General features: G+C 47.9%; 19 protein-coding genes. All 19 read left to right on the top strand.

What is annotated here, in order from left to right:
• Window positions 1-97 precede the first annotated feature (97 nt).
• The 19 genes from DFR60_RS20630 to aspS all read left to right on the top strand — a co-directional run bounded on the left by DFR60_RS20630 (window position 98) and on the right by aspS (window position 26,655).
• Complete coding sequence (locus tag DFR60_RS20630) at window positions 98-2,437, top strand: RelA/SpoT family protein (protein ID WP_110324579.1); 2,340 nt, start codon at window positions 98-100, stop codon at window positions 2,435-2,437.
• A 128-nt stretch (window positions 2,438-2,565) separates the two neighbouring features.
• The gene (locus tag DFR60_RS20625) at window positions 2,566-3,210 is read left to right on the top strand and encodes an MBL fold metallo-hydrolase (RefSeq protein WP_110324690.1); all 645 of its coding nucleotides are present in this window, start codon (window positions 2,566-2,568) and stop codon (window positions 3,208-3,210) included.
• Between the two features lie 13 nt (window positions 3,211-3,223).
• Window positions 3,224-4,702: a coproporphyrinogen dehydrogenase HemZ gene (hemZ, locus tag DFR60_RS20620; RefSeq protein WP_110324578.1), complete on the top strand. Its 1,479-nt coding sequence runs from the start codon at window positions 3,224-3,226 to the stop codon at window positions 4,700-4,702.
• 20 nt (window positions 4,703-4,722) lie between these two features.
• A complete protein-coding gene (locus DFR60_RS20615; protein WP_110324577.1) occupies window positions 4,723-6,462 on the top strand; it encodes a cache domain-containing sensor histidine kinase in 1,740 nt (579 codons plus the stop codon).
• A 33-nt stretch (window positions 6,463-6,495) separates the two neighbouring features.
• Window positions 6,496-8,028 carry a response regulator transcription factor gene (locus DFR60_RS20610; protein ID WP_110324576.1) on the top strand — a complete coding sequence of 511 codons (1,533 nt, stop codon included), beginning with the start codon at window positions 6,496-6,498 and terminating at the stop codon, window positions 8,026-8,028.
• 142 nt (window positions 8,029-8,170) lie between these two features.
• Window positions 8,171-9,469, top strand: coding sequence for an ABC transporter substrate-binding protein (locus DFR60_RS20605; RefSeq protein WP_167437663.1), 1,299 nt, complete (start codon window positions 8,171-8,173; stop codon window positions 9,467-9,469).
• A 97-nt stretch (window positions 9,470-9,566) separates the two neighbouring features.
• Window positions 9,567-10,448: a carbohydrate ABC transporter permease gene (locus DFR60_RS20600; protein ID WP_110324574.1), complete on the top strand. Its 882-nt coding sequence runs from the start codon at window positions 9,567-9,569 to the stop codon at window positions 10,446-10,448.
• Window positions 10,449-11,282, top strand: coding sequence for a carbohydrate ABC transporter permease (locus DFR60_RS20595; RefSeq protein ID WP_110324573.1), 834 nt, complete (start codon window positions 10,449-10,451; stop codon window positions 11,280-11,282).
• A gap of 57 nt (window positions 11,283-11,339) precedes the next feature.
• Window positions 11,340-12,281, top strand: a complete 942-nt coding sequence (locus tag DFR60_RS20590) for a glycoside hydrolase family protein (protein WP_110324572.1) — start codon at window positions 11,340-11,342, stop codon at window positions 12,279-12,281.
• A gap of 250 nt (window positions 12,282-12,531) precedes the next feature.
• Window positions 12,532-13,809 (top strand): PTS sugar transporter subunit IIC, encoded by a 1,278-nt coding sequence (locus DFR60_RS20585; RefSeq protein WP_110324571.1) that lies wholly within the window; start codon window positions 12,532-12,534, stop codon window positions 13,807-13,809.
• 7 nt (window positions 13,810-13,816) lie between these two features.
• Window positions 13,817-15,811, top strand: a complete 1,995-nt coding sequence (locus DFR60_RS20580) for a BglG family transcription antiterminator (protein WP_110324570.1) — start codon at window positions 13,817-13,819, stop codon at window positions 15,809-15,811.
• Window positions 15,812-15,871: 60 nt separating this feature from the next.
• Window positions 15,872-17,209: a 6-phospho-alpha-glucosidase gene (locus DFR60_RS20575; RefSeq protein ID WP_110324569.1), complete on the top strand. Its 1,338-nt coding sequence runs from the start codon at window positions 15,872-15,874 to the stop codon at window positions 17,207-17,209.
• An 11-nt stretch (window positions 17,210-17,220) separates the two neighbouring features.
• On the top strand, window positions 17,221-17,520 hold the full coding sequence (locus DFR60_RS20570; protein ID WP_110324568.1) for a PTS sugar transporter subunit IIB: 300 nt from the start codon (window positions 17,221-17,223) through the stop codon (window positions 17,518-17,520).
• A 14-nt stretch (window positions 17,521-17,534) separates the two neighbouring features.
• Window positions 17,535-17,858: a PTS sugar transporter subunit IIA gene (locus DFR60_RS20565; protein ID WP_110324567.1), complete on the top strand. Its 324-nt coding sequence runs from the start codon at window positions 17,535-17,537 to the stop codon at window positions 17,856-17,858.
• Window positions 17,855-18,466: a hypothetical protein gene (locus DFR60_RS20560; protein WP_029467659.1), complete on the top strand. Its 612-nt coding sequence runs from the start codon at window positions 17,855-17,857 to the stop codon at window positions 18,464-18,466. Before DFR60_RS20565 ends, DFR60_RS20560 begins: the two co-directional genes overlap by 4 nt.
• A gap of 277 nt (window positions 18,467-18,743) precedes the next feature.
• Window positions 18,744-23,252, top strand: a complete 4,509-nt coding sequence (locus tag DFR60_RS20555; RefSeq protein ID WP_243005134.1) for a hemoblobin-interacting domain-containing protein — start codon at window positions 18,744-18,746, stop codon at window positions 23,250-23,252.
• An 82-nt stretch (window positions 23,253-23,334) separates the two neighbouring features.
• The gene (locus tag DFR60_RS30470) at window positions 23,335-23,484 is read left to right on the top strand and encodes a hypothetical protein (RefSeq protein ID WP_167437662.1); all 150 of its coding nucleotides are present in this window, start codon (window positions 23,335-23,337) and stop codon (window positions 23,482-23,484) included.
• A 94-nt stretch (window positions 23,485-23,578) separates the two neighbouring features.
• Window positions 23,579-24,838 carry a histidine--tRNA ligase gene (gene hisS, locus DFR60_RS20550; RefSeq protein ID WP_110324566.1) on the top strand — a complete coding sequence of 420 codons (1,260 nt, stop codon included), beginning with the start codon at window positions 23,579-23,581 and terminating at the stop codon, window positions 24,836-24,838.
• A 26-nt stretch (window positions 24,839-24,864) separates the two neighbouring features.
• Window positions 24,865-26,655, top strand: a complete 1,791-nt coding sequence (aspS, locus tag DFR60_RS20545; RefSeq protein ID WP_110324565.1) for an aspartate--tRNA ligase — start codon at window positions 24,865-24,867, stop codon at window positions 26,653-26,655.
• Window positions 26,656-26,713: the final 58 nt, after the last annotated feature.

Below are 26,713 nucleotides of genomic sequence, written 5' to 3'. Positions count from 1 at the left end.
GGGGATAAAAAACCATTTGCATTTTTCGTCAAAAAATTTTATAATGAATGTTAACTATGTTTATAATAACCGATAAGTTGCGAAAAGGTGACAGTATATGGCAGATGAATCAACCATGGAAAAACTGAATAAGACTCCATTGGGAGTTGGAAGGGTTGACGGTGCGGTGGAGATCAAGTCGCCTAATGATGAGGAACTGGAGGCTCCGGCTGATTTTACCAGTCCGGAGGTGCTGTATCAGGAATTGATCGCCAGTATCCGCAGATACCATCCTTCCGATGATATCAGCATGATCGAAAAGGCTTACCATGTTGCTGATGATTTTCATAAGGAGCAGAAGAGGAAGTCGGGTGAACCGTATATCATTCACCCTCTTTGTGTTGCCATTATTCTGGCCGATTTAGAGATGGATAAGGAGACGATCGCGGCAGGAATCCTTCACGATGTTGTGGAGGATACTGTTATGACGCTCGATGAACTGGGAAAAGAGTTTGGGGAAGAGGTGGCGCTTCTTGTCGACGGCGTTACGAAACTGACTCAGCTGTCCTGGTCCATGGATAAGATGGAGCTGCAGGCCGAGAATCTGAGGAAGATGTTTCTGGCCATGGCGAAGGATATCCGTGTCATCATCATCAAGCTGGCGGACCGGCTTCATAACATGAGAACGCTCCAGTACATGAAACCGGAGAAACAAAAGGAAAAAGCCCGCGAGACCATGGAGATCTATGCCCCCATTGCTCACCGGCTCGGTATTTCCAAAATTAAGATAGAACTGGACGATCTGTCCTTAAAATATTTGCAGCCTGATGTGTATTACGATCTGGCTGAGAAGATTTCCTTAAAGAAAGACGCCAGAGAGTCGTTTGTAAAGAGTATCGTGGATGAAGTGCAGGAACACTTAAACGAGGCGGTCATCGTAGCCAAGGTGGACGGAAGAGTGAAGCATTTCTTCAGTATCTACAAGAAGATGGTAAACCAGAACAAGACTCTCGACCAGATTTACGACCTGTTTGCGGTGAGAATCATCGTGGACAGCGTCAAGGACTGCTATGCGGCGCTGGGCGTCATCCATGAACTGTATAAGCCGATTCCTGGCAGGTTCAAGGACTATATCGCCATGCCGAAGCCCAATATGTACCAGTCACTTCATACAACACTGATCGGGAGCAACGGTCAGCCGTTTGAGATTCAGATCCGTACGTATGAGATGCACCGGACCGCGGAATATGGTATCGCTGCCCACTGGAAGTATAAGGAGAGCGGAAGCGGACAGGTGGCGGCAGGCAAGGAAGAGGAGAAGTTAAGCTGGCTGCGCCAGATCCTGGAATGGCAGAAAGACATGTCAGACAACAAGGAATTCCTGAATATGGTCAAGGGCGACCTGGACCTGTTTTCCGACAGTGTCTACTGTTTCACCCCATCCGGCGATGTCAAGAATCTTCCAAGCGGCTCCACACCCATTGACTTTGCGTATTCCATCCACAGTGCGGTTGGCAACAAGATGGTCGGCGCGCGGGTGAACGGTAAGCTGGTCAATATCGATTATGTGATCCAGAACGGCGACCAGGTGGAGGTCATCACCTCCCAGAACTGCAAGGGGCCGAGCCGCGATTGGCTGAATATCGTAAAGAGCACACAGGCCAAGAATAAGATCAACCAGTGGTTCAAGACAGAGCTTAAGGAGGACAATATTCTCCGGGGCAAAGAGATGGTGGACCGCTACTGCAAGGCGAAGGGTATCGTCTATTCCGATATCAACAAGCCGGAGTATCAGGATAAGGTCATGAAGCGCTATGCGTTCCGTGACTGGGAGTCCGTGCTGGCGTCGATCGGACACGGCGGACTGAAAGAGGGCCAGGTCATCAACAAGATGGTGGATGAGCGGGCCAAGAAGATGAAGAAGGAAGTCACCGATACCACGATTTTAAATGATATCGAGGACATGAGCAATAAACTGCCTGTCAACAAACACAGCAAGAGCGGCATCGTGGTCAAGGGAATCCATGATCTGGCGGTCCGTTTTTCCAAATGCTGCAGCCCGGTACCGGGCGACGAGATCGTAGGCTTTGTCACGCGCGGCCGTGGAATTTCCATCCACAGGACCGACTGCGTAAATGTCATCAACCTTCCGGAAGATGAGAGAAGCCGTCTGATCGATGCGGAGTGGCAGACACCGGAGGGCGATGATACGAAGGAACGCTACTCGACGGAGATCAAGATCTATGCAAACAACCGGATCGGTATGTTCGTCGATATTTCCAAGGTCTTCACGGAGCGCCAGATCGATATCACCTCCATGAATTCCAGAACGAACAAACAGGGAAAGGCCACCATCACGATGACATTCGATATTCACGGTGTGGAGGAACTGAACCGGCTGACCGATAAACTGAGACAAATTGAAGGCGTAATTGATATAGAGAGGACTGCGGGATAACGCAGTTTTGCTTTTCCTTATGACCCTGCCGGCACACCGAAGACTTCGGAATTTCCGGCAGGGTCATTGACGAAAAGGCTTTTATAATAAAGCAGAGGGAAATGAACGTGGAGAGAGAGGATGAGCGTATGAATAATTTCAGAATCAGAACGTGTACCGTTGGAATGGTCGGAACCAACTGCTACCTGGTTTACAGGGAAGATTTAAAAAAGGCGGTCATTGTGGACCCGGGAGACAATGGAGCCCATATTCTGAATAAGTGCAGGGAGTATGGAATCATTCCGGAGGCGATCGTGCTGACCCATGGCCATTTCGACCACATTTTAGCGGTGGAGGAGATCCGCCGTGCATTCAAGGAGATAACCGTCTACGCGGCGGAGAAGGAAGCGAAGCTTCTGGGGGATCCCAGGCTTAATATGACAGGCTCCTACGGAACCGGCTTTTCGCTGAGCCCGGACTGCCTGGTAAAGGATGGGGACGTTCTGGAGCTTGCCGGTTTCAAGTGGAAGGTGCTGGAGACTCCGGGGCACACCGCCGGCTCTGTCTGCCTATGGATTGAGGAGGAAGATGTTTTGATATCCGGAGACACCTTGTTTGCGGAATCTTTGGGACGGACCGATTTTCCGACAGGAAACGCCGCAGAGATCATACACTCCATCAAAGAGCGCTTATTCATACTGCCGGACGAGACGATGGTTTATCCGGGACACGGAGAGCCGACTACCATAGGACATGAGAAGACCCATAATCCGGTTGCATTTTACAATAGATAGGAACGAACATACGATGATAGGAATTATATTAGATGACAACGCGTATGAGCAGGATATCCGGGAGCTGCTCATGGCATTTTACCCGGGAGAAACGTATATTCATGAAGAAAGGGACGGGGAGGAGATGCCCCGTTTCTCCGTATATGGAACTACAGGAACGGACTGCTATTCGCTGACCGTCAGAGAGTATGGGGAGGATGGAAAAATCCTCGAAAACGAAGCAGCAGTGGAAGCAGACTATTCCAACCGTTTTGAGACAAAAAACCGGATTAAGCGTATGCTGTACGGCCTGCTTTCGAAAAAAACGAAGAAAGAGCTGCCCTGGGGGACGCTCACGGGAATCCGGCCGACCAAAATAGCCATGACCAAGCTGCTGGAAGGTAAAAATGAGGATGAAATCCGGACTTACATGAAAGAGACGTACTTAGCCAGTGACGCTAAGATCGATTTGAGTATTGAGATTGCAGAACGGGAGCGGGAGCTGCTTTCTGCCATTGACTATGAACACGGCTATAGCCTGTATGTCGGAATCCCATTTTGTCCAACCACGTGTCTTTACTGTTCGTTTACCTCATTCCCTATTAAAAGCTGGGAAAAGCGGATGGATGAGTATCTAAATGCATTATTTAAAGAAATGGATTATGTGGCCCGGACCATGGCTGGCCGCACCCTGGATACGGTATACTTTGGGGGCGGGACGCCTACTTCCCTTTCTGCGGAACACTTAGAGATGGTCATGAAGAAGCTAAAAGCCACATTTGATTTCTCCACAGTCAAGGAATTTACAGTTGAGGCGGGAAGACCGGACAGTATCACAGGGGAAAAGTTAAAGGTTCTGCTGGATCATGGCGTCACCCGTATTTCCATCAATCCCCAGACCATGAAGCAGGCGACGCTGGACTTAATCGGCCGCCGCCATACGGTGGATATGGTGAAGGAGAAATACCGTCTTGCGCGGGAAATGGGCTTTGACAATATCAACATGGACTTAATTATCGGACTTCCGGAGGAAGATTTGGAGGATGTCCGCCGTACTATGGAAGAAATCAAATCGCTCGATCCGGACAGCATCACCGTTCACTCCCTGGCCATCAAGCGCGCGGCGCGCCTTAACATGTTTAAGGAGCGGTACGGAGACTTAAAGATCATGAATACCGAAGAGATGATTGACTTAACCGCCGCCTGCGCCCGCGAAATGGGACAGGAGCCTTACTATTTATACCGCCAGAAAAACATGGCAGGTAATTTTGAAAATGTAGGCTATTCCAGACCGGGCAAAGCCTGCATCTATAATATTCTGATCATGGAAGAAAAACAGACGATCGTGGCCTGTGGAGCGGGTACAACCACAAAGGTGGTGTTCCCGGCGGAAAACCGGCTGGAACGGGTGGAGAACGTCAAGGACGTGGAACAGTATATATCAAGGATCGATGAGATGCTGGATAGGAAGGAAAGGCTGCTGGTCCGTGCAGTGCGGTGTCAGCAGGATTAATCCGGGGGCAGGGGAAAATATTGAAAAAGCAGCGGTCAATTGTAACCCAGACAGTTATGAGGGTTTCAGGTGTATTTATTACGGCAGTTATTCTGTTAACCATTGTGTTTACCATATTTATCGGCAGATACATGAGGGAGAATATTCTTCGCAGCAAGGAGGAACAGCTGGTCACTGTGGCTGATACGCTGGACAGCCGGCTGAAAAGCCTGGAGGAGCCTTTCGTCACGCTGTCAGGCTACACTCCGGCGGTTAGACTGCTGAGGAGCCATTATACGCTGTATTCAGCTGATTGGATGCAGGCAGTACGCAGTGTTGACACATTTCTGACCAATATCAATCTGTTCAGTGATTACATAACCGATGTACTTTTCATCCAGCCGGATTCCACCGTTGTGTACAGCATGAATGATATTCTGCGCAGCGGCTATGATTACGTGAATTCGAACTGGTTCCAGGAGGCTGTTTCAAAGGATACCTTTGTAAAATACGCGTCTCCCCATGGAAGAGACCACATGTATGAGAATAAAGGGCCGTATAGGACGATTACGGCTTTTTATCCGGTGTATCAGTCCGATTTGCTGATAGGCTATATTTTGATGGAGTGCGATTTATCCAAGCTGACGGAGTCCTTTTTGTCACAGCAGCTTTCTGATTCCGGATTTGTTATACTTGATGAAAATAACCATATCATTCTGGACTATAAAAATAAGCGGAATCGGCTGGAGCAGCAGGCAGAAGAGGCTTTTAGCAGTTTACAGGCAGGTGAATGCAGCGTGATTCAGACGGATCAGTCCATTTATATCTCTAAAAAGCTGTCGAATAACTGGACGATGGTATCGGAGAACGGTCTGGGTGTCGTCATACGGCCGATCAGACAGCTGCTTGTGGTTGTGGCGCTGCTGATGGCAGTGATTCTGATCTTTCTGGTTATGATCACTGCTTACAACAGCCATATGATCAAGCTCCCGTTTAACGCCCTGATTCAGAGAATCATTTCCTACGACGGAAGCCGGTCTACTGATATCAGCGGCTTCGAGCATGCGCCGCAGGAACTGGCTGTCATACGTTCCCGGTTTGAGGAAATGGCAGATCACATGAATGACTTGATTAATGACGTTTACGTAGCAAAACTGAAGCAGAAGGAAGCGGAACTGGAGGCGCTGACGAACCAGATTAATCCCCACTTTCTTTATAATGTATTTCAGCTGATCCAGGCTAAGGCTGTCTTGTCAGATAATCTGGAGATTGAAGAGATGATTCAGGCGCTCAGCAGAATGATGCGTTACACGATGGAGAGAAAACGGGAACGCGTCCCTCTTAAGGAGGAACTGGATTATATCGATGATTACCTGATGTTTTACAAAAAAAGATTTACACAGATGTTCTCTTATGAAATTATCTGTGATCCGAAGCTGACTGACTGTCTGACCTGCAAGTTTATTTTGCAGCCGGTGGTGGAAAATTGTTTTAAGCACGGGCTTAAGAACCGAACGGGAGGCATGATTGTCATCCGAGTATGGAAAGAGGAGAAAGATATTCTGATCTCGGTGAGAGATAATGGATGCGGGATTGGGAAAGAGACTTATGTATCACTGTGCAGCCGGCTGAACGGGCAGGCTGAGGCAGGGGGAATCGGGATTATCAATACGAATTCCCGGCTTAGGCTGACCTACGGTGAAGACTACGGCATTACCATTGACAGCATGGAATCAGAGTACACGGAGGTCACGCTGCGTATCCCGTACCAGGATTTATGATCCGCTGCACTAACTGTATCATTGGGGGAGATTATGTATAAGGTTTGTTTTGTGGATGACGAGACCATTAACTACCAGCTTTTTGAAAAAATGGTTCCATGGGAGGAAAAGGGATTTCAGGTTGTGGGAACTGCGGCGGATGGTCTGGAAGCGCTTCGGATGTACGAGCGCCTTCAGCCTGATCTGATTTTTATGGACATCCAGCTGCCTCTCATGGATGGCCTTGAGTGCGTTCGCTGTATCCGGGAAGAAAATCAGGATGTCCAGATTGTTATAGTCAGCGCGTACAGCGATTTTTCATATGCGCAGAAGGCAATCCGTTACGGTGTTCAGGATTTCCTTTTAAAACCGGTGAGCCGTATGATGCTGAATCAGCAGGTGGACAAAATCAGGAAGACGCTGGATGCCAGGCAAAAGCCAGAGAAAAGCCGGGATATCTGTTCCAATCCATATGTCGATGAAATGAATCAGGTATTTGCCTGTATCTCTCAGAATGTGGAGGGAGGGCCGCCGCCGCTTAAGCATCTTCCGGAAATAAAGACAATGTATCACCTGGTTCTGCGGCCGATTTTGGGCGAGGAGGTCTCTGCAGCGGAGATGAAAAAGCTTACTGCAGAGCTGGCGGCACTGCCTGCAGTCGCCGGGCATCTGGACATGATTTTTTCTCTGACAGGAACCTCTCTCTATCTTGGCTCTGGCTGCACTTTTTCTGATGAACCGGCCATGCAGTCTATCATAGGATTTTACCGGAAAAATGATTATGCCGCAGAGATTTACGCATGGAAAAACGGGAAAAGCACATGGCCGCTTTACGAGTTTCTGGCACGGTCCAGCTCACAGGAAAACTATGGATTTTATGAAAAATACGGCAAAGTGTATGAGATAGAAGAGTATCCCTTTCTTGATACGGAGCTGTATACTGCGCCGTTAGATGGTTTGATCGTAGCAGCTCTCTCGGAAAATTCGCCTGAGAGGCTGCTGGACTTTATCGCCAGTCAATTTTTTTATGCCAGAAATCAAATGATTTCTCCGCGTCTTTTGAAGAATTTTGTGCTTGACGTCCTGGTAAAGATAAAGTTTTGCCTGAAAAAATTTGCTCCTGAGGAGTCGTTCTTTCTTATGAGGAACCTCCGCATGGAGAAAATCTATGATACCGTCAGCTGCGAAGCGTTGAATGGCTTTTTATGCCTTAAAATAAAAGAGGCGTTTGGAGAACTGGAACATAAGATTCTTCAGGCTGGAAAAGGTGAGCACGTCGTATTCCGGGCAAATTCATTTGCAGAGCTGAAATTCTCTGATCCCGGCTTTTCGGTTCAGATGGCAGCTGATTTTATTGGGATAAGTAAAAATTATTTTACCAGTCTTTACAAAGAAAAAGCAGGGCTTGGATACTGGGATTATGTGACACAGTTGCGAATGCAGAAGGCCAAAGAACTTCTGGCGACGACTGACGACACGGTTGGGGCTGTTGCGAGGCGGATTGGATATGAAAGTGAGTACCATTTTTCACGAAAGTTTAAAGAGTATACGGGGCAGTCGCCGAATCAGTATCGCCGGCATTCGTAGTTTTGAGCAAAGAAAGTGTAGTTTTCAGCAGGAAGGCTGGCCGTTCCCTTGATAAGAAGCAAAAATACCTGAGTTTTACGCATTTAGTAACGGGTTCCGGATGGGTATAATGTACTTATCAAAGAAAGGGAGGTTTCCTCATATGAGAAGAGGAGCAGCTTTATTAACAGTAGTATTAACAGCAGCGGCAGTTCTTTCCGGATGCGGCGGACAGGGAGATACAGGACAGACGGCTTCAGCGGACAGTACGGCAGCAGAGAGTACGGCGGAAGGAAAGATGAAAGACGCAGGGGGAAAGGTTACAATCAGCCTTTTATCCTGGAATACGGATGAGATTCTGGGAGATTTTATCACGGGATTCGAACAGGAAAATCCCAATATAAAGATTGACCTTCAGTATGTGCCGCCAGTACAACAGTATGTGGATAAATTCAGTGTTTTAGCTGCATCAGGACAGATGACAGATATGTTCTATATTGCTGCGGAGAACAAGCAGGAGGTTATAAGTAAAGGGGTAGCTGAGGATATCAGCGATATGGAGATTTTCTCAAGAATTGATCCGGCGACCTCGGCGACCTATGGTAAAGATGGGAAGATATACGGTTATTCTCCTGATGCATGGATTGGCGGTATTTTCTATAACAAAGACTTATTTGAACAGGCCGGAATCGAAGGGGAGCCGAAGACGTGGCAGGAGTTTGTGGAGTGTGCAGCAAAACTGAAGGCTATAGGTGTAGAACCATATCTGGATGATGCCGACAACGTTCATAACCTGGCCCAGGATTTGTACCAGTGCAGTGTAATCAGTCAGGAACCGGATGCGGATGTTCAGATCAACGAAGGCCGTGCGACGTTTCAGGAAAAATACACGGAACCGTTAGGACGCTGGTACGAGGATATGATAGCCAGCGGGCTCTATAGCCAGATGGCGTTGGGATTGAACAGCGACCAGGTGATTGACATGTTCGCCAACGGCGAGGTTGCCATGATGCACGGAGGCCCCTGGAATATTGCCACAATCGAACAGAAGAATCCCGATTTGAACTACGACATTTTCGGACTTTCCGACAATAACGGAAACCGTGTCCTGCCGGGGGCTGTAAATGTAGGATTGTCAATCAGCACCTCCTCAGAGCATAAAGATGCCTGCCGCGCATTTATAGAATATATGGCCAGGGATGAAAATATTGTGAAGTGGCAGAAGGTCACGAATAATGCGATTATAGTGGAAGGAATCGACTATACCATGGGAACCGTCTTTGAGAAATTCAAAGAGGACGCAGTTACAGGCAGTTTCTACCTGCCTCAGATTGTGTGGAATAATTCCTCAGGAATCTATAAGGAATTCTTATCTGGTATTCAAGATACGATTACGGGAGCCGATACGATTGAAAATATACCTGTAAGGCTTGATGAAAAACAGGCAGAATTAAGTCAATAGCTTTCATTATGTAAGAGCTATAAAAGGGTGCTGCAAAAGGAACATACCCTTTTGCAGCACCCTTTTTCTACCCATTTTTCATGAAAGGATGATTGAAATGAAGGTTAAACTGAGAAAAGAACTGCCATATCTGTTGTTTATTCTGCCTGCGTTTATTGTATACACGGTACTTACCGTGATACCGCTGGTTCAGACACTGGGCCTGTCCTTTACCAACTGGGATGGTTACTCTATGAGCAACTTAAGCTTCACGGGTCTTAAGAATTTTAAAATGGTATTTGCGGACCGTTCGATGAAGAACGCGTTGCTGAATACATGTTTTTACAGCATTGTATTTCCTCTGGTGACGACGGTTTTTGCCATACCGCTGTCACTGGTGCTGAATTCCGGGATGAAAACAAAAAACCTCCAGAGAGCCGTATTCTTTTTCCCATCAGTTCCCAGCGCCATTATTCTGGGTTATCTGTGGTCTTATATTCTGTCGCCTACAGGCAACGGGCTGTTAAATAAGCTGTTGGGAATCTTCGGGATCAATCCGGTTATGTGGCTGGCAGTGCCGAAATGGGCGATGTTCTCCGTGCTTCTTGTTAATTTATGGAGTGTCGTCGGCTGGCATGCCTGCATCTATCTGGCTCAGCTTCAGAGTATTCCAACAGAGTATTATGAAGCTGCTAATGTGGATGGAGCGACTGCATGGCAAAAATTCCGGTATATTACCTTTCCCATGCTGGCCTCGGCCATGACCGTCAGCGTTATGCTGCTGCTTTTAAATTCCATGAAACTGTACGATCTGCCGTTTGCGCTGACCAGCGGAGGCCCTGGCACGTCAACCACTCTGGTTTCACAGATCATTATTAAGACTGGATTTGTTGAAAAATCTTATGGAAAAGCAACTGCCATGTCGGCAATTTTCTTTGTCTTTATTGCAATTGTCAGTGTGATTCAGTTAAAGCTTATGAAGAAGCGGGAGGTGGAGTAAATGGTAGTGAAAAAGAAGAGTGTAAAGGGTATTCTGGCTGAAGCGTCCATGCTTGGCGTCTGTGTTATTTTTTTCATCCCGTTTTATTATCTTCTCGTCAATACATTTAAACCGGCCAGGGAAGCGACTGTGTCACCGTTATCTCTCCCCATAAAAAGTTTTACTCTGGACTTATATAAAGAGGCGCTCCACACCATCAATTTCTGGAGCAGCTTCCGCAATTCAATTCTAATTACCGTAGTTTCAGTTGTGATTATTATATCCATAGGCTCCATGGCTTCCTATGCCATAAGCAGGAGAAAAAACAGGCTGACTCAGTTTCTGTTCTTTTACTTTCTGGTCGGATTCATGGTTCCGGTACAGACGACGCTGATTCCAATGTTTAACCTGATGTCTTTTTTAAAGCTTCAGAATTCGGTAGCAGGCATGATTGTACTGTACTCCAGCTGGTGTAATTTTGCCATGTTTATGTATCAGGGATTCTTAGGTGGAGTGCCAAAGGATTTAGAGGAAGCCGCGCTGATCGACGGTGCGAACCTTTGGAAATTGTTCTGGCGGATCGTGTTTCCTTTGCTGAAACCGGTGACGACGACAATTATAATTTTTGACGTTATGTGGATATGGAATGATTTTATGCTGCCGTATCTGTTTATCAGTTCTTCAGATAAATTTACATTAATTATGGAGGTATATAAGGGAGTCGGACAGTTTGCCAATAACTGGACCGTGATGCTTTGTACGATGGTGATAGTGCTGATTCCGATTACAATTTTCTATGTGGCTATGCAAAAGCATATTATTGCCGGCATTACCAGCGGAGCGGTTAAAGGATAAGAGTACCCGGAAGAGGGCGCACTTATATCATTACAATACTAAAAAGGGAGATTGATCATGAAAAACAGAGTGATACCACAGGCACCGCTGTTTCGCGATCCGGTATACGATGGAGCCGCGGATCCGGTCATTATCTGGAACGAACAGGAACAGAACTGGTGGATTTTTTATACAAACAGAAGGGCGGCAGGGGTGAATCATGGATTCTCCTACATGCACGGAAGTGATATCGGGATTGCCAGTTCTGATGATTACGGGAAGACATGGACGTACAGGGGAACTGCTCAGGGGCTTGAGTATGAAAAGGGCAGAAATACATACTGGGCACCGGAGATAGTCCTGCATGAGGGGATTTACCACATGTATGTGTCGTATGTAAGAGGAATTCCAACCACGTGGGACTGCCCAAGAACGATTCTCCACTATACCAGCCGGAATCTGTGGGACTGGACGTTTGCAGGACCGCTTTCTCTCTCCTCTGACCGGGTGATTGATGCCTGTGTGATGGCCTGTCCGCATGGGAAATGGAAAATGTGGTATAAGGATGAAGTACATAATAGTCACACCTATGCGGCGTACAGTGAAGATCTGTATTACTGGACGGTAGGCGGACCGGAAATTACCGACTGCCCTCATGAAGGCCCCAATGTATTTTTCTTTAAAGACCATTACTGGATGATTACCGACCCGTGGGAGGGACTTGGGGTTTACAGAAGCGACGATATGAAGCACTGGGACCGCTGTCCCAATATTCTGGTACAGCCGGGCAGCAGAACCGACGACGGGACGATCGGTGCCCATGCCGATGTGCTGGTTTATAAGGACAGGGCCTATATCTTCTATTTTACGCATCCGGAGGTGGGCCGGGAGGAGCGGAATAACCCGGATTTTGTATGGGAATACAGGCACAGGAGGACGTCACTGCAGGCGGCGGAGCTGACTGTGGCGGGGGATCATCTGGAGTGTAACCGGGATGATGTGGAAATGGACTTAAGTTAGGAGAAGGATTGAACAGCGTGCCCTGCTTTATCGGGTATGCGTACTCCGCGCTAAGGAAATATGGCTGCTGAAGCGACCGCGCTTCAGCGAGAGAGTCCGGCGAGCCGGACTCTTTATTTTGCTATTTGGCGGTTAAACTCGCTTCCTAACACTTAGGAAAAACCCCGTTTGCAGCAGCAGACAAAATCATGTACACTCTAGTTACAATATTAAGGCCTTAAGAACAAACCACAAAGGGGGAAATTTCTTTATGAACGAGAAAACTTCAGGTTTTCAGGACAAGCTTATGAAGTACATGATGCCTGTCGCCAACTGGGTAGAGAAAAACAACTGGCTTCAGGCAATCAAAGACGGTATGATCGCGGACATTCCGGTCATCATTATTGGATCGATCTGTCTTCTGCCGATCGCACTGAACAACTTAATCGCTTCAGGACCTATTCACGATTTTATCTCTGCCCACATGGGTGTGCTGACGTACGCGGCAGGCTTTACCAATGACTTACTGTCAATCTTCGCGGCGTTTTTCATCGCCACGGCACTGGCAAAGAGATACGGAACCCATAACACACAGACCGGTATTACGGCCATCATCGTTCACTTAATCCTTTCCGCAGTTTCCATCGAAGGCGGAATCAGCACCGAATTCTTAGGTGCGTCGGGGCTCTTTACCAGTATTATTTCCGGTATTATGAGTGTGGAGATCACGCGGTTCCTGATTAAGCGCAATGTAATTATCAAGCTTCCGTCTTCTGTACCTCCGATGGTAGGAGAGAGCTTCGCCTCCCTGATCCCTCTGGTAGTCAATGTTATTGTGGCGGTTGCAATCGCCAATATTTCGATTGCAGTTTCAGGCCTGGCGTTCCCGGCAGCCATTATGAAGCTTTTAGCGCCGGCTATCAGCACCATGGATACACTTCCTGCACTGTTGATCGTCATTTTCCTGACACAGTTTTTATGGTTCTTCGGCCTTCACGGACCTTCCATCACCTCAGCGGTGTGGGCGGCTTTCGCAATTGCTTACCAGGCAGAGAACATGGCCAACTACGCGTCGGGTGCTCCGGTCACTCACATTTTTACCTATGGACTGTACTATAATTTCCTTCAGGTAGCAGGTTCAGGATTGACATTAGGGCTCGTCCTCTTTATGATGAGATCAAAGGCCAAGTCATTTAAATCCATCGGTGTGGCATCACTCGTCCCATCTATTTTTGGCATCAATGAGCCGGTTATCTTCGGACTTCCGATTCTGCTTAACCCGTATATGTTTATACCGTTTGTGTTCGGACCGCTGCTCATTACCGTTCTTACATACTTTAGTATGAAGATGGGACTGGTAGGCTATCCGGTGGCAGCGCCTCCAGGATTTTTGCCTCCGGGTGTCGGTGCATTCCTCACGACGTACGACTGGAGAAGTGTAGTTCTTGTATTTGTATCATTGGTTCTCATGGCACTGATTTATTACCCATTCTTCAAGATGATGGAAAAAGACGAATTGAAGAGAGAAGCTCAGAGCGAAGCGGAGTAAGCAGAACATGATATTTACAAAAAGGCAGATAGAGATCATAGAGTATATCATGAATAATGTGTCAGGAATCACAGGTGATAAACTGGCAAAATATTTTGGAGTGTCTTCCCGTACCATCAGGAACGATATTCTTCAGATAAATTCGGCCTTAAGTGGCGATCAACTACTCTGCCAGACGGAGGGAAGGAAGACTTACCCTTCCATTAAAGCCTCGAAACGAATCGGATACTATATCACACAGGGGGATATGGAGGAATTTCGGGCAGTGTTAAGAGGCGGCGATGACAGGATTAATGTCATCGCCCCCCACAACCGTGGCTACGCGATTCTGGGCCATGTCCTGGAGGAGGAAAGCTGCAATTTATACGATCTGGAGGAGGAACTGTTCTTATCCCAGACGGCGCTGCGGGAAGAAGTGCTGAAGCTTTGCAAGATGCTGGAGGATAAGATGGATTTCAGTCCCCTGCATCTGGAGGGAAATCAGCTTCGGATCGTGGAAAATGAAGAAAAGATACGATTATCCATTTTTAATATTATCAAATACGAAGTCCAGACACATACGGATTTTGGCAGTGATTATCTGGGACTTCTGTTTCGCGGTGCTTATAACCGCGGCGAGTATGAAAACTTTGTAAATGCAGTTAAAAATTATTTCGGCAGCCATGAGATATTGGTTTCGGATGCCAGTCTTTATATGGTGGCAAATGCAGTTTATGCGACTATTATGAGGAAAAGGCAGGGCCACGAGCTCACCGGTGTGAAGGCAGATGAATTTACGGTAGAGGTTCTGACCAATCTTCTGTATCATTTGAAGGCGCTGAAACTGGAAGTGACGGAGAGTGACGAAGCACTCCTTAAGATATTCCTGTACTCCGTAAGACTCGTTCAGAGCCAGGAGAATACGAGGGCCAGCGCCTTGAGCAGTGTCATTTTAAATGAGTTCTGTCAGGAAGTGCTGAATAAATACAGCTTTGACTTACACCAGTCCGATGAGCTGTTTGACAATATGGCGCTTCATCTGGAGTATTTAATCCGCAGGATCGATACCGGTTACCGGATTGACAACCCCATTCTGCAGGATATCAAGACACAGTATCCGTATGCCTATGAAATTGCGATTCTCCTCGTCCCGATCATGTTTAAATATAAGAACATCCCGATCCGCGATGAAGAGATCGCCTATATGGCCCTTTATGTGGCCTATTTCCTGGAAAAGGTGAACCGGCGGCTAAAGACCGTGATCATCAACGCTCCCAGGCAGAGCGTCTGCGCCATGGTATGCAGCTGGTTAAACGACCATTTCCAGAATCAGATTGAAATCGTAAAGGTCCTTCCGAAGCACCAGCTGGAGCAGTACGCCAAGGAACAGCCGGTGGACCTCGTTATATCCACGGAGGGACAGAGAGTGAATACGGAGATTCCCGTGTTCTGGGTGAGTGGAATACCGAACCAGCAGGATTTTTCCGCACTGAATGGCTTTATCAGGCGCATGCGGGTGAGCAGGCGCTTCAGTATTATCGTAAATAAATACTTTAATCCCCAGTGCGTAAAGATTTTTGCAAAAGAAAGCACTTCGGCGGAATGGAATGGAACGGTCTCGTTTGAGACGGTTATACAGACGCTTTCCGTGCGTTTTAAAGAGCAGGATAAGATCGGGACGGTAGAAGAATACGTGGAAGACGTATTGTCACGGGAGATTAATTACCCCACCGTTATCGGGGAATCCGTGATGATTCCGCATCCGCTTATGACATTTGCAAAGGAGACCGCGGTTGCGGCTGCTATTTTGAAACCGCCGATTACAGTCTGTAAGAAAGCGGTGAAGGTCATCTTCCTTCTGGCTATCGAGGGAAGACCCAATGACGATGTCAGCATTCTGTTTGAGTTCTTCAAGCAGGTGGCCATGAATGATAATCTGGTCCACACACTGTATGAAGCAGCGGATGAAAAAGACTTTTTGAACCGCTTGATCAGAATATCCACTTCCATTGAGCTTTTTTAGAGGCATTTTCAAGACAATAAGTAACTGACAATATATCTGGTAGAAGGAGAAAGAGACAAAATGAGTGAGAAAAAATTTTCTGTAGTAATCGCAGGAGGCGGCAGTACCTATACGCCTGAGATTATTCTTATGCTGTTGGATAATTTAGACAGACTTCCGCTTCGCGCAATCAAGCTGTATGACAATGATGAAGAGCGCCAGGGAAGACTGGCAGAAGCATGCGGGATTATCGTAAAGGAGAAAGATCCAAACATCGAATTTACGGCGACAACAGATCCGGAGACGGCTTATACAGACGTTGATTTCTGTCTGGCTCATATCCGCGTGGGACAGCTTCCAATGAGAGAAAAAGATGAGAAGATCCCGTTAAAGTACGGCGTAGTTGGCCAGGAGACCTGTGGACCCGGCGGAATCGCATATGGCATGCGTTCGATTCCGGGAGTGCTTGAAAATATCGAATACATGGAGAAATACTCTCCGAACTGCTGGATGCTTAACTACTCCAACCCGGCTGCTATTGTAGCGGAGGCGTGCAGACGCTTTAAACCCAACGCCAGAGTTATCAACATCTGCGATATGCCGATTGGTATGGAGAACAACATTGCAAAGATCCTGGGCTTTAACGACCGCAAGGAAATGACGGTGCGTTACTTCGGCCTCAATCATTTCGGCTGGTGGACCTCCATCAAGGATAAGGACGGCAACGAATACATTGACAAGCTTCTTGAGCATCAGTTAAAATACGGCAATACGCTTCCTGATGAAGGAAACAATGGAGATTATACAGACAATTCCTGGTATGAGACTGCAAAGAAGGTGAAAGATTTAACCGCGCTTGATCCGACAATGGCCCCGAATTCCTATTTCCAGTACTACTTATTCGGTGACGACATGGTAGCCCACACAAATCCTGAGTACACCAGAGCGAACCAGGTTATGGATGGAAGAGAGAAACGTGTCTTCGGCGAGTGCGCAAGGATTGCGGAGGCGGGAACCGCAGAGGGAACTTCTTTGGAGATCGGAATCCACGCGTCCTTTATCGTGGATCTGGCGACGGCTCTGGCCTTCAATACCCATGAAAGAATGCTGCTTATCGTAAGAAACAACGGCGCTATCGAGAACTTCGACAAGGATGCCATGGTAGAGATTCCGTGTATCGTTGGAAAAGACGGATACGAGCCAATCACCATCGGAACCATTCCGACCTTCCAGAAGGGACTTATGGAGGAACAGGTTGCGGTAGAGAAGCTGACCGTGGATGCCTATGAGCAGGGAAGCTACCATAAGTTATGGCAGGCGCTGACTTTATCAAAGACAGTACCGAGCGCCAATGTGGCTAAGAAGATCCTTGATGATTATATCGAGGCCAATAAGGAATACTGGCCGGAATTAAAGTAGGAGGAGGCAATATGAGAATATTAATTTGCTGTAACGCCGGAATGAGCAGTTCTATCATTATGAAGAAAATGAGAGAAGCGGCTGAGAAGCGGAATATGGAGCTTACCTGTGAGGCGGTGCCAAATGCGGGAATCAGTGATGAAATTGGTAAGTGGGACGTGTGTCTGGTCGGACCACAGCTGGTTTACGCGGTAAACAACATAAAGAGTATCTTAAACATACCGGTTGCAAGCATTGAACCAAGGGTCTATGCACTGGCCGATGGCGACAAAGCCCTGGATTTTGCGATGGGACTTTTGAAAAAATCATAAGAAAGGCTTAAAAAATGGCTGATGTTACGAAATTATCGGAATGTGCAATGCAGATCGTGACCTATGCCGGCTGTGCCAAGTCCTGTTATATGCAGGCGCTGCAGGAGGCGAAAAAAGGAAACTGGGAGCTTGTGGAGCCGAGAATCAGGGAAGGCGAGCAGTTCTACCGCCAGGCTCACGAGCAGCACGGCGAGATCCTGTTAAAAGAGGTCAACACCCTGGAGCCGCAGATCACCCTGCTAATGTCTCACGCAGAGGATCAGATCATGTCGGCGGAGCTGGTGCGCGTTTTGGTAGAAGAATTGATAGAAATCTATACGAATCAGAAGGGAGCATGATGATGGCAAATTACACGATATGGGCAAATGCCACGACAAAGAATGGTTTTGCAGCAGATGAGATCATCTCCTGTCTGCAGAAGTCAATCCGCCGCGGAATGGTGGAGGAAGCGTGTCAGTACGCGTATGAGCTGTACACCTCAGGCCCGGCCTTACTGGAAAAGGTATGGCACCGCCTGCTGTCGATCTCTGTGGAAGACATCGGATTCGGCGATCTGGACGCGGCAGGAAAGATCAATACCTTAGATGAAATGAGAAAGAAGTTCGCTTATGACGACGGCGACCAGCCCATGTTCTTTATCCATGCGATCAGAATTCTCTGCGCATGCACGAAGGACCGCTCCAGTGATTATTTAAAGAATATCATCATTAAAGAGGCGGCCATGGGCAAAGTACCGGAGATCCTGGATGTGGCGCTGGACAAGCACACAAGGCGCGGCCAGGAGATGGGGCGCGGTTCGATCCATTTCTTTGAGGAAGGGGCAAAGGTGATTCCACAGCTTGACGTGGATAACGGATATAAGGAGCGTTACAGAAAGATCCTGGAGAATTATGACCCGTCGAAGGCGGTGCCGGGAGCATTTGTTTACAGTTCGGGGAGAGATTGATGAGATAGATCGCGGGCTGGGCCGTTTTAATTGCAGCCGTGTCGGGGGAGACAGGGGCATATGAGACGGCAGGCCGCAGGGCTGTGTCTGAGTGGTGTAAAGCTGCAGACATGGCCCTGTTTTCATCCTCTGACGGATCCGGTTAAGGAACAGCGCAGAACGTTACTGATAAAAATAGGTTAGTATCAACTAACTATATCCGTTGACAGCCAGAAAGGCAGAATGATATACTGTTTCATGCGGTTAGCTATAACTAATCACAGAGACAGGAGGAAGTATGATGCTAAAAAAGAAACTGGTTCGAAAATCAGCAATATCTGTACTGGCAGCGGTCTGCATGATATCACAGACCGGGGCGGCCTGGGCGGCGGGACCCGGAGAGATAAAAAAGGGCACATGGCAGTATGAGAGCGGGGACTGGAAATATTATGAGTCATCGGGGAATGCCGTGTCTGGATGGATTGAAACCGAATCCGGCTGGTATTATCTAAATCCGGCAGATGGGAAGATGTGTACCGGCTGGCAGCAGATTGATGGAAAAAGCTACTATTTTAATCAGGAAAAGGACGGGACAGCCGGACAGATGCGTACCGGGTGGTTTCAGGATGAGAACCGGAACTGGTTTTTCATGAATACAGTTCACGACGGGAGCTTCGGCTGCGCAGTGACCGGCTGGCAGTGGATAGACGGGCACTGTTACTATTTTGAGGAAACAAGCGGCGGAAGTACGGGAAGAATGTATGCGGGTGAGATGACGCCTGACGGTTTCCTGACCAATGCCGATGGCCGATGGACCGAAAAAGACGGCACCGTCCATTATGAGGCTGGCCGGGGGATTCCTTCGACGGAGCAGAAGGCGGCGGACGCGAGGACTGCGGGGGGAAGTGGCAGTAGTAGCGGTGGAAGTGGAAGTAGTGGCGGAAGCGACAGTGGGAACAGTGGCGGAAGCGGAAGTGGGAACAGTGGCGGAAGCGGAAGTGGGAATAGTGGCGGAAGCGGAAGTGGGAACAGCGGCGGAAGCGATAGTGGAAACAGCGGCGGTAGCGACAACGGCGGTACCGATTCCGGTTCGGGATCCGGCAGCGGCGGCGAGGGACAGACAACACCGGAAGCCGCTCTGGTAAACAGTCAGAAGACGAAACTTCTGGATCTGGGCTGGATACAGTACGTTGTGGTTACCTTTGAAAACGGAACCCTTGACGACTATACTGTTTCTGTTGATGGAACGGATATTACGGCGTCACTGACCAGAGTGGACGACGATGGAACTGTTGTTAAATGGGAAAGCACCGTAGTAAATCCGGAGATGATTACGGTGGCAAGAAAGAGCGACCATAAGGAGCAGAAGGTAAGAATCGGAAATAAAGCAGCGACAGCGGCCCCTGAAGCCGGCAGTGCAGATTCCGCCCCTGCAGCGATTCTAGCCAATGGTCCGGTTTCCGGTTTTGACTATTATCTCGACGTGTATGATGCCAATGGTAACGTCCGCACAGAACCAAAGCGTACCACCTTTGACCTGACAGGAAAGCGGGACGAAAAACCAGCTGAGATACCGGCCGATTATTACGTCCCGGATGCACTGATTGATAACGAGTCAGGCGATGGAGAGATCACTGTGAAGCTGTCCTTAAAGACAGAGGCGCAGGCGGCCTGGTTTAATGGCCTCGGAACGGTCCGGGCGCTTGATACGGAAAACAGCGTACTGAACGGCAATCTGTCCTATATAAAGCAGACAGAATCAGGTACATACGGCAAGACAGGAATAATCCGGATCCAGCTGCCGCAGTCGAATTTATTTTCGAGAGGACGCGTTCAGATTCATCTGTCTTCCAATTACAGCAGCGCTGCCATGACGGTACCGGCGCATCTTGTAGATAACAGACTTTTTACCATGCAGTTAAATACTTTAAATACGAGTCCGAAGCCGGGGGAGTGCTTTGCGTTTGTGATCAAAGGACCGGAGGGCGAGACATTCGGCACAGAGATTCTTTCCCCCATATACCGGGTGGAATTAACGACTCCGTCCGGAGAAGTAAAGACTCTGAAGGAAATCTCGGAATGGTATGAAATTGGTGATATGCTTCATATATGCGGCACTAACACCGAGGACGAAAAAGTCACAAAAGAAAGCGGAATTTATAAAGTAAAGGTTTACGCAGATGGCTATCAGACCATGACAAAGTCTGTGGAAATACGTGACGGAGAATCAAGATCAGGCTTTAATACGCTTGCATCGGTGAGAAGCTATGGAATTGACGCGATTTCCAGCGCTTCCCTTGGAGGCGGTTCCGGTTCTTCAGGAGACTCCGGTTCGTCTGGAAGCATCAATATCAATGCATTTCTGATCTTCGATCAGGATCTTCTCGCCAATGCCATGATTCTTAATGAGATTGGGATCGATAATCAGGCTTCCGAGACGGTTCTCTCACGCTGGGCCGATATGACACCGGTTTCCGTGATGGATGGAGAAGCAGAGGAGTTGTACGATTTTATCTCCTATCTGAACGCAGTGAAGGATGCGAAGCTGGAAGACGGAAAATCACTTTCCTTCAGCGAATATGCGGAAATGGGAGCGGGATTGACGAAAAACCGTCCATATCAGGTCAAACGTGTGCTTGAGGATGGCCTTCTCGGTTCTACATTCCGTTTTAACGATGTCGTTGGGAAGAAAGCCCCTCAGCTGGAAGGGTTAGAGGGCGCTCTCGGAAATGATATAGTAATCAGGTGCAGTGTAGATCCGGCTTACCTTTCCGCTGTGACCGCTTTGTATCTGGATGACAATGCGGTTCAGCTGCGAAACGATGATTATATCAGTCAGTATTCTTACGATGAGGCGGAAGGTACGCTTACTATTTACGCGACAACAAAAGGAACCGCAGGAGGAACGCTTCAGCTGACCAAAGGAACTCATACTCTCCGTTTGACGGCAGAGGGCTACCAGACGGCAAACGTGGTATTAAAGGTAGACGGTTCCCTGGAAATATTTGAATTATCTCTTGCAAATCCCAATCCGGCGGCAGGAGAAGAGTCGGAGGATGCATCTGTTTATTATACCGGCCAGGACGTTCCTGTTATTGCAGCCTGCGGCGAATCCGATGAGGAGCAGAAAGAAATCCGCGGTGATTTCATGAAGCATCTGACGGGGATAACGCTGAAGAGACCGGATGGAAACAGTTCTATGGTAACTTCGGAGACAGAAGGCACCATAGGAGGAGATGATAATTACATCCGCAGCGACTATGGATTTATCCTTCAGAAAGGACTGTTTGAAGAAGCCGGAAAATATACCGTAACAGCCAGGGCAGAAGGATATACGCCAAAGGTGCTGGAATTTACCATTGAAAAGAAAGCGGATCAGGGCGGTCAGGAAGAGGAAATCAAAAAGGTACCGGGAGTGGAGGCGCAGGAGTACGTGGAAGCCGGTTTCCTGTCGGGCAGCTACTACAGGGTTACATTTGATGCCACCGATGAGACATTGCTGAAAGCATTTTTAAATAGTGAAGATCTTAAGGTGACTGTCAATGGAACTCCATATGCAAAGGTATTATCGGGGCTTTACGACGATCAGACCAAATCGTATAAACTGTCGAAGGACAGCAGCGCGGTGGAAAAGTATTTAGATTTGTCGACGGATGGATTTACGGAAAAAGAGAACCGCGTAGTTATGGAAGCGAAGGGATTTGAAAAGCTGGAATTTGTCATCAACGCAAAGGATAGCGCCGAAGGCAGAAAAGAGACACCGAAGATAGAAACCTTTGAACTTGTGAAAGACATTTTTGTATCCTCAGGTTACTATCGGGTGAGCTTCCTCGCAGAGGATGAAGACTCATTGAAAGAATATCTGGAGAGCAGGGATTTAAAGGTAACGGTCAATGGTAAAACGTATCAGAGAACCTCGATGAGTTTCTCCGACAGTGATAAGCAGTTATTCAAAGTATCCGGGGAAAATGGAGTGATGAAGTATCTGGATCTGACCTCAGACTGCTTTACTGAGGCGGAAAATAAGGTGACAGTCGAGAACGAGGGCTATGAGACGCTGGAGTTCACGATTGATTCAGATGAAAATACAGCAGAGAAACAGACCCCGCAGATGAAGTCTTATAAATACGTTGAAAAATCCTTTTTATATGCGGATTACTACAGAGTCGTCTTTGATACAACAGACGAAAAAGCGGCAAAGGAATATCTGGAAAATGAAGCTTTAACAGTATCGGTTAACGGCGCGCCATATACGAGAATTTCCATGGGTATATATGATGACTCTGAAACCTCGTTCAAAGCAACCAGAGAAAATGGTGTAGTGAAGTATCTGGATCTGTCCGCAGATGGTTTCAGCGAAGGAGATAATACTGTGACCCTCGAAGCGGATGGCTATGAGGTGCAGGAATTTATCATCACTGTGAAAGAAAAGTCCGCAGCGGTTGACTCGGCTGATTTAGCAGTCACGGTGCCGAAGGATAATCCGGCAGAGGAAGAAAATACCGGCGCCCAGCTACCTGAGAATGGAAAGGATAACGGAGAGGGCGAAGGAGAGAAGGTGGAAACGCCGGAAGCCGGAGATGAAGAAGGTGAAAAGGTGGAAATACCGGAAGCCGGAGATGGAGAAGGCGAGAAAGTAGAGACGCCGGAAGCCGGAGATGGAGAAGGTGAGAAAGCAGAAACACCGGATACCGGAGAGGTCGATGGAGAGAAAATAGAAACACCGGATACGGAAGATGGAAAAGGTGAGAAAATAGAAACACCGGAAGCTGGAAATAGAGACGGAGCGGCTGCAGAACTACCATAAATCCTAATAATATGCCCCTAAAGATGATGATTCAAATAAAATGATCGTCTTAGGGGCATATTTTTGTATATGAGATAGAAAAATGGAAGAACCAGTCAGCTTCCGCACAAAAATCAACGGGAAAATGCCTTATCCGGCGCATAAGTGGCAGTTCTGTGTTCAAAATACTGGTTTGCAGCAGCGTATCTATGAATATAAGAAGAAAAATTTCAAAAATCGCTTGCAAAACTAAAAAAGACCAGTAAAATAGAGAGAAGACGTGTTATTCCCGCGAAAGCGGCGAAATACAGGGAAGAAATGAATAAAATGATAACGGAGTGAGACGTATGGCACTGAAAAAGAAACCGGTTACCGGCATGAAAGATATCCTGCCCGCAGAGATGGCGGTACGGGAATATGTAATGAATCAGATTCGTGAGACATACGGTGGATTTGGATTTAAATCCATCGAGACCCCGTGTGTGGAACATATTGAAAACCTGACCAGCAAGCAGGGCGGCGATAATGAAAAACTGATCTTCAAGATTATGAAGCGCGGAGACAAGCTGCACCTCGACACCGCAGAGACGGAGAACGATCTGGCAGACAGCGGTCTTCGCTATGATTTAACCGTACCGTTATGCCGTTATTACTCCAATAATGCGGCAGCGCTTCCAGCGCCGTTCAAGGCACTGCAGATGGGCAGCGTATGGAGGGCGGACAAGCCTCAGAGAGGCAGATTCCGCCAGTTTGTTCAGTGTGACATTGATATTTTAGGCGATCCAACCAGACTGGCTGAAATCGAACTGATCCTGGCAACTACCACGCTTCTTGGCAAAGTTGGTTTTAAGGGTTACCATGTCCGTATCAATGACAGAAACATCTTAAAGGGAATGGCATCTTACTGCGGTTTTCAGGAGGAATCCTTTGACCAGGTGTTTATCATTCTGGATAAGATGGATAAGATCGGCATGGAAGGCGTTGCAGCCGAGCTTTTAGAAGCCGGTTATGAGAAAGAGAAGATCGATCAGTATTTAGCCCTGTTCGGTTCGGTGACCCCGGATGCGGCGGGGGTCCGTTCTCTCGGCGAGACATTAAAAGATGTAATGGATCCGGAGATGGCAGAAAATCTGGCAGCCATTATGGACAGTGTAAACAGTATCGCTACCAGTCAGTTCGATATTATCTTCGATCCGACCCTGGTGCGCGGAATGTCCTACTACACCGGTACAATCTATGAGATCCAGGTGGATGGGTTCCCGGGATCTGTTGGCGGCGGCGGTCGCTATGATAAGATGATCGGCAAATTTACCGGCATGGAGACACCGGCCTGCGGCTTCTCCATCGGTTTCGAGAGAATCATTACGATCCTGATGGAAGAGGGCTTTACCATTCCGGGAAGTACGGAGAAGAAGGCATTTCTGATCGAGAAGGGCGTCAGTGCCGATGTGATGACCGCGGCCATTCAGGAGGCCATGAACGAGCGGGCAAAAGGGGTCTGTGTTCTCGTTTCTCAGATGAACAAGAATAAGAAGTTTCAGAAGGAGAATTTACAGAAGGAAGGCTATACCGAGTTTAAGGAATTTTACAGGGAAGCTTTGAAATAATATTACGATTAAGTTGGAGGAACATTATGGCAGAATCAATGCTGGGACTGAAAAGATCCCATAGATGTACAGAGGTAACGAGCAGCAATGCCGGTGAGACCGTCACCGTTATGGGCTGGGTGCAGAAGAGCAGAAACAAAGGCGGAATTATTTTCGTGGATTTAAGAGACCGTTCCGGTATTCTGCAGATTATCTTCGAGGAGAGTGACTGCGGCGCAGAAAGCTTTGCAAAGGCTGAGAAGCTGAGAAGCGAATTCGTAATCGCTGTGACAGGACATGTGGAGAAGCGGGCCGGCGGAGTGAACGAGAATCTTGCTACAGGCGACATTGAGGTAAGAGCAGAGAGTCTCCGCATTCTTTCCGAGTCTGAGACACCGCCATTCCCGATTGAGGAGAACAGCAAGACAAAGGAAGAACTTCGTTTAAAATACCGTTATCTTGATTTGAGAAGACCTGATATTCAGAGAAATATCATGGTCAGAAGCCAGGCTGCCATCATCACGAGAGCATTTCTGGCAGAGGAAGGCTTTTTCGAGATTGAGACTCCGACTTTAATCAAGAGTACGCCGGAAGGCGCACGAGACTATCTTGTACCGAGCCGTGTCCATCCGGGTTCCTTCTATGCGCTTCCGCAGTCTCCACAGTTATTTAAGCAGCTGCTCATGTGCTCCGGCTACGACCGGTATTTCCAGCTGGCCAGATGCTACCGTGATGAAGATTTGCGTGCCGACAGACAGCCTGAGTTTACACAGATCGATATGGAGCTGTCCTTCGTGGATGTGGAAGACGTCCTTGATGTAAATGAGAGACTGTTAAAGAGATTATTTAAGGAAATCTGTAATTTTGATCTGGAACTTCCGATTCCGAGAATGACATGGCGTGAGGCGATGGATCGCTTCGGTTCCGATAAGCCTGATATGCGTTTCGGGATGGAGTTAAAGAACGTTTCTAATGTGGTTGGCGGCTCAGAATTTGCCGTATTTAAAAATGCTCTGGAGGCAGGCGGTTCCGTTCGCGGTATTAATGCCAATGGACAAGGAGCCATGCCGCGTAAAAAGATCGATGCGCTGGTGGAGTTTGCAAAGGGCTTCGGTGCAAAGGGACTGGCTTACATTGCCATAGCTGAGGATGGAACTTACAAGTCCTCCTTTGCAAAATTCATGACAGAGGATGAGCTTCACGCATTAGTGGAAGCCATGGAAGGAAAGCCGGGAGACTTGCTCCTCTTCGCGGCCGACAGAGATAAAGTGGTATTCGATGTATTAGGAAACTTAAGACTTGAGCTGGCAAAGCAGCAGGATTTACTGAAAAAGGATGACTTCAAGTTCTTATGGGTAACTGAATTCCCACTCCTTGAGTATTCCGAGGAACAGGGACGTTTCGTTGCCATGCACCATCCATTTACCATGCCGATGGATGAGGACTGGCATTTAATCGACAGCGATCCGGGCGCAGTGCGTGCAAAAGCCTACGATATCGTGTTAAATGGTACCGAGATGGGCGGCGGCTCTGTCCGTATCCATCAGGGAGACATCCAGTCCAAGATGTTCGAAGTACTGGGCTTCACCCCGGAACAGGCACAGGAGCAGTTCGGATTCCTGCTTGACGCATTTAAATACGGGGTACCGCCTCACGCAGGTTTGGCTTACGGCCTCGACCGCATGATCATGCTTATGGTGGGTGCGGACAGCATTCGTGACGTCATTGCATTCCCGAAGGTGAAGGATGCCTCTGATATGATGACAGAAGCACCGGCACCGGTTGATGAAAAGCAGCTGGAGGAATTGGGGATTGAGGTTTCGGAGACAGAAGAATAAGGATTAATAGAGACAGATACAGACAGCCCACATCTCGCGCCTTATATGGCGCTGAGAA

Source organism: Hungatella effluvii, assembly GCF_003201875.1.
GTDB classification, from domain to species: Bacteria; Bacillota; Clostridia; order Lachnospirales; family Lachnospiraceae; genus Hungatella; species Hungatella effluvii.
This window is presented reverse-complemented; position numbering and strand designations above follow the sequence as displayed.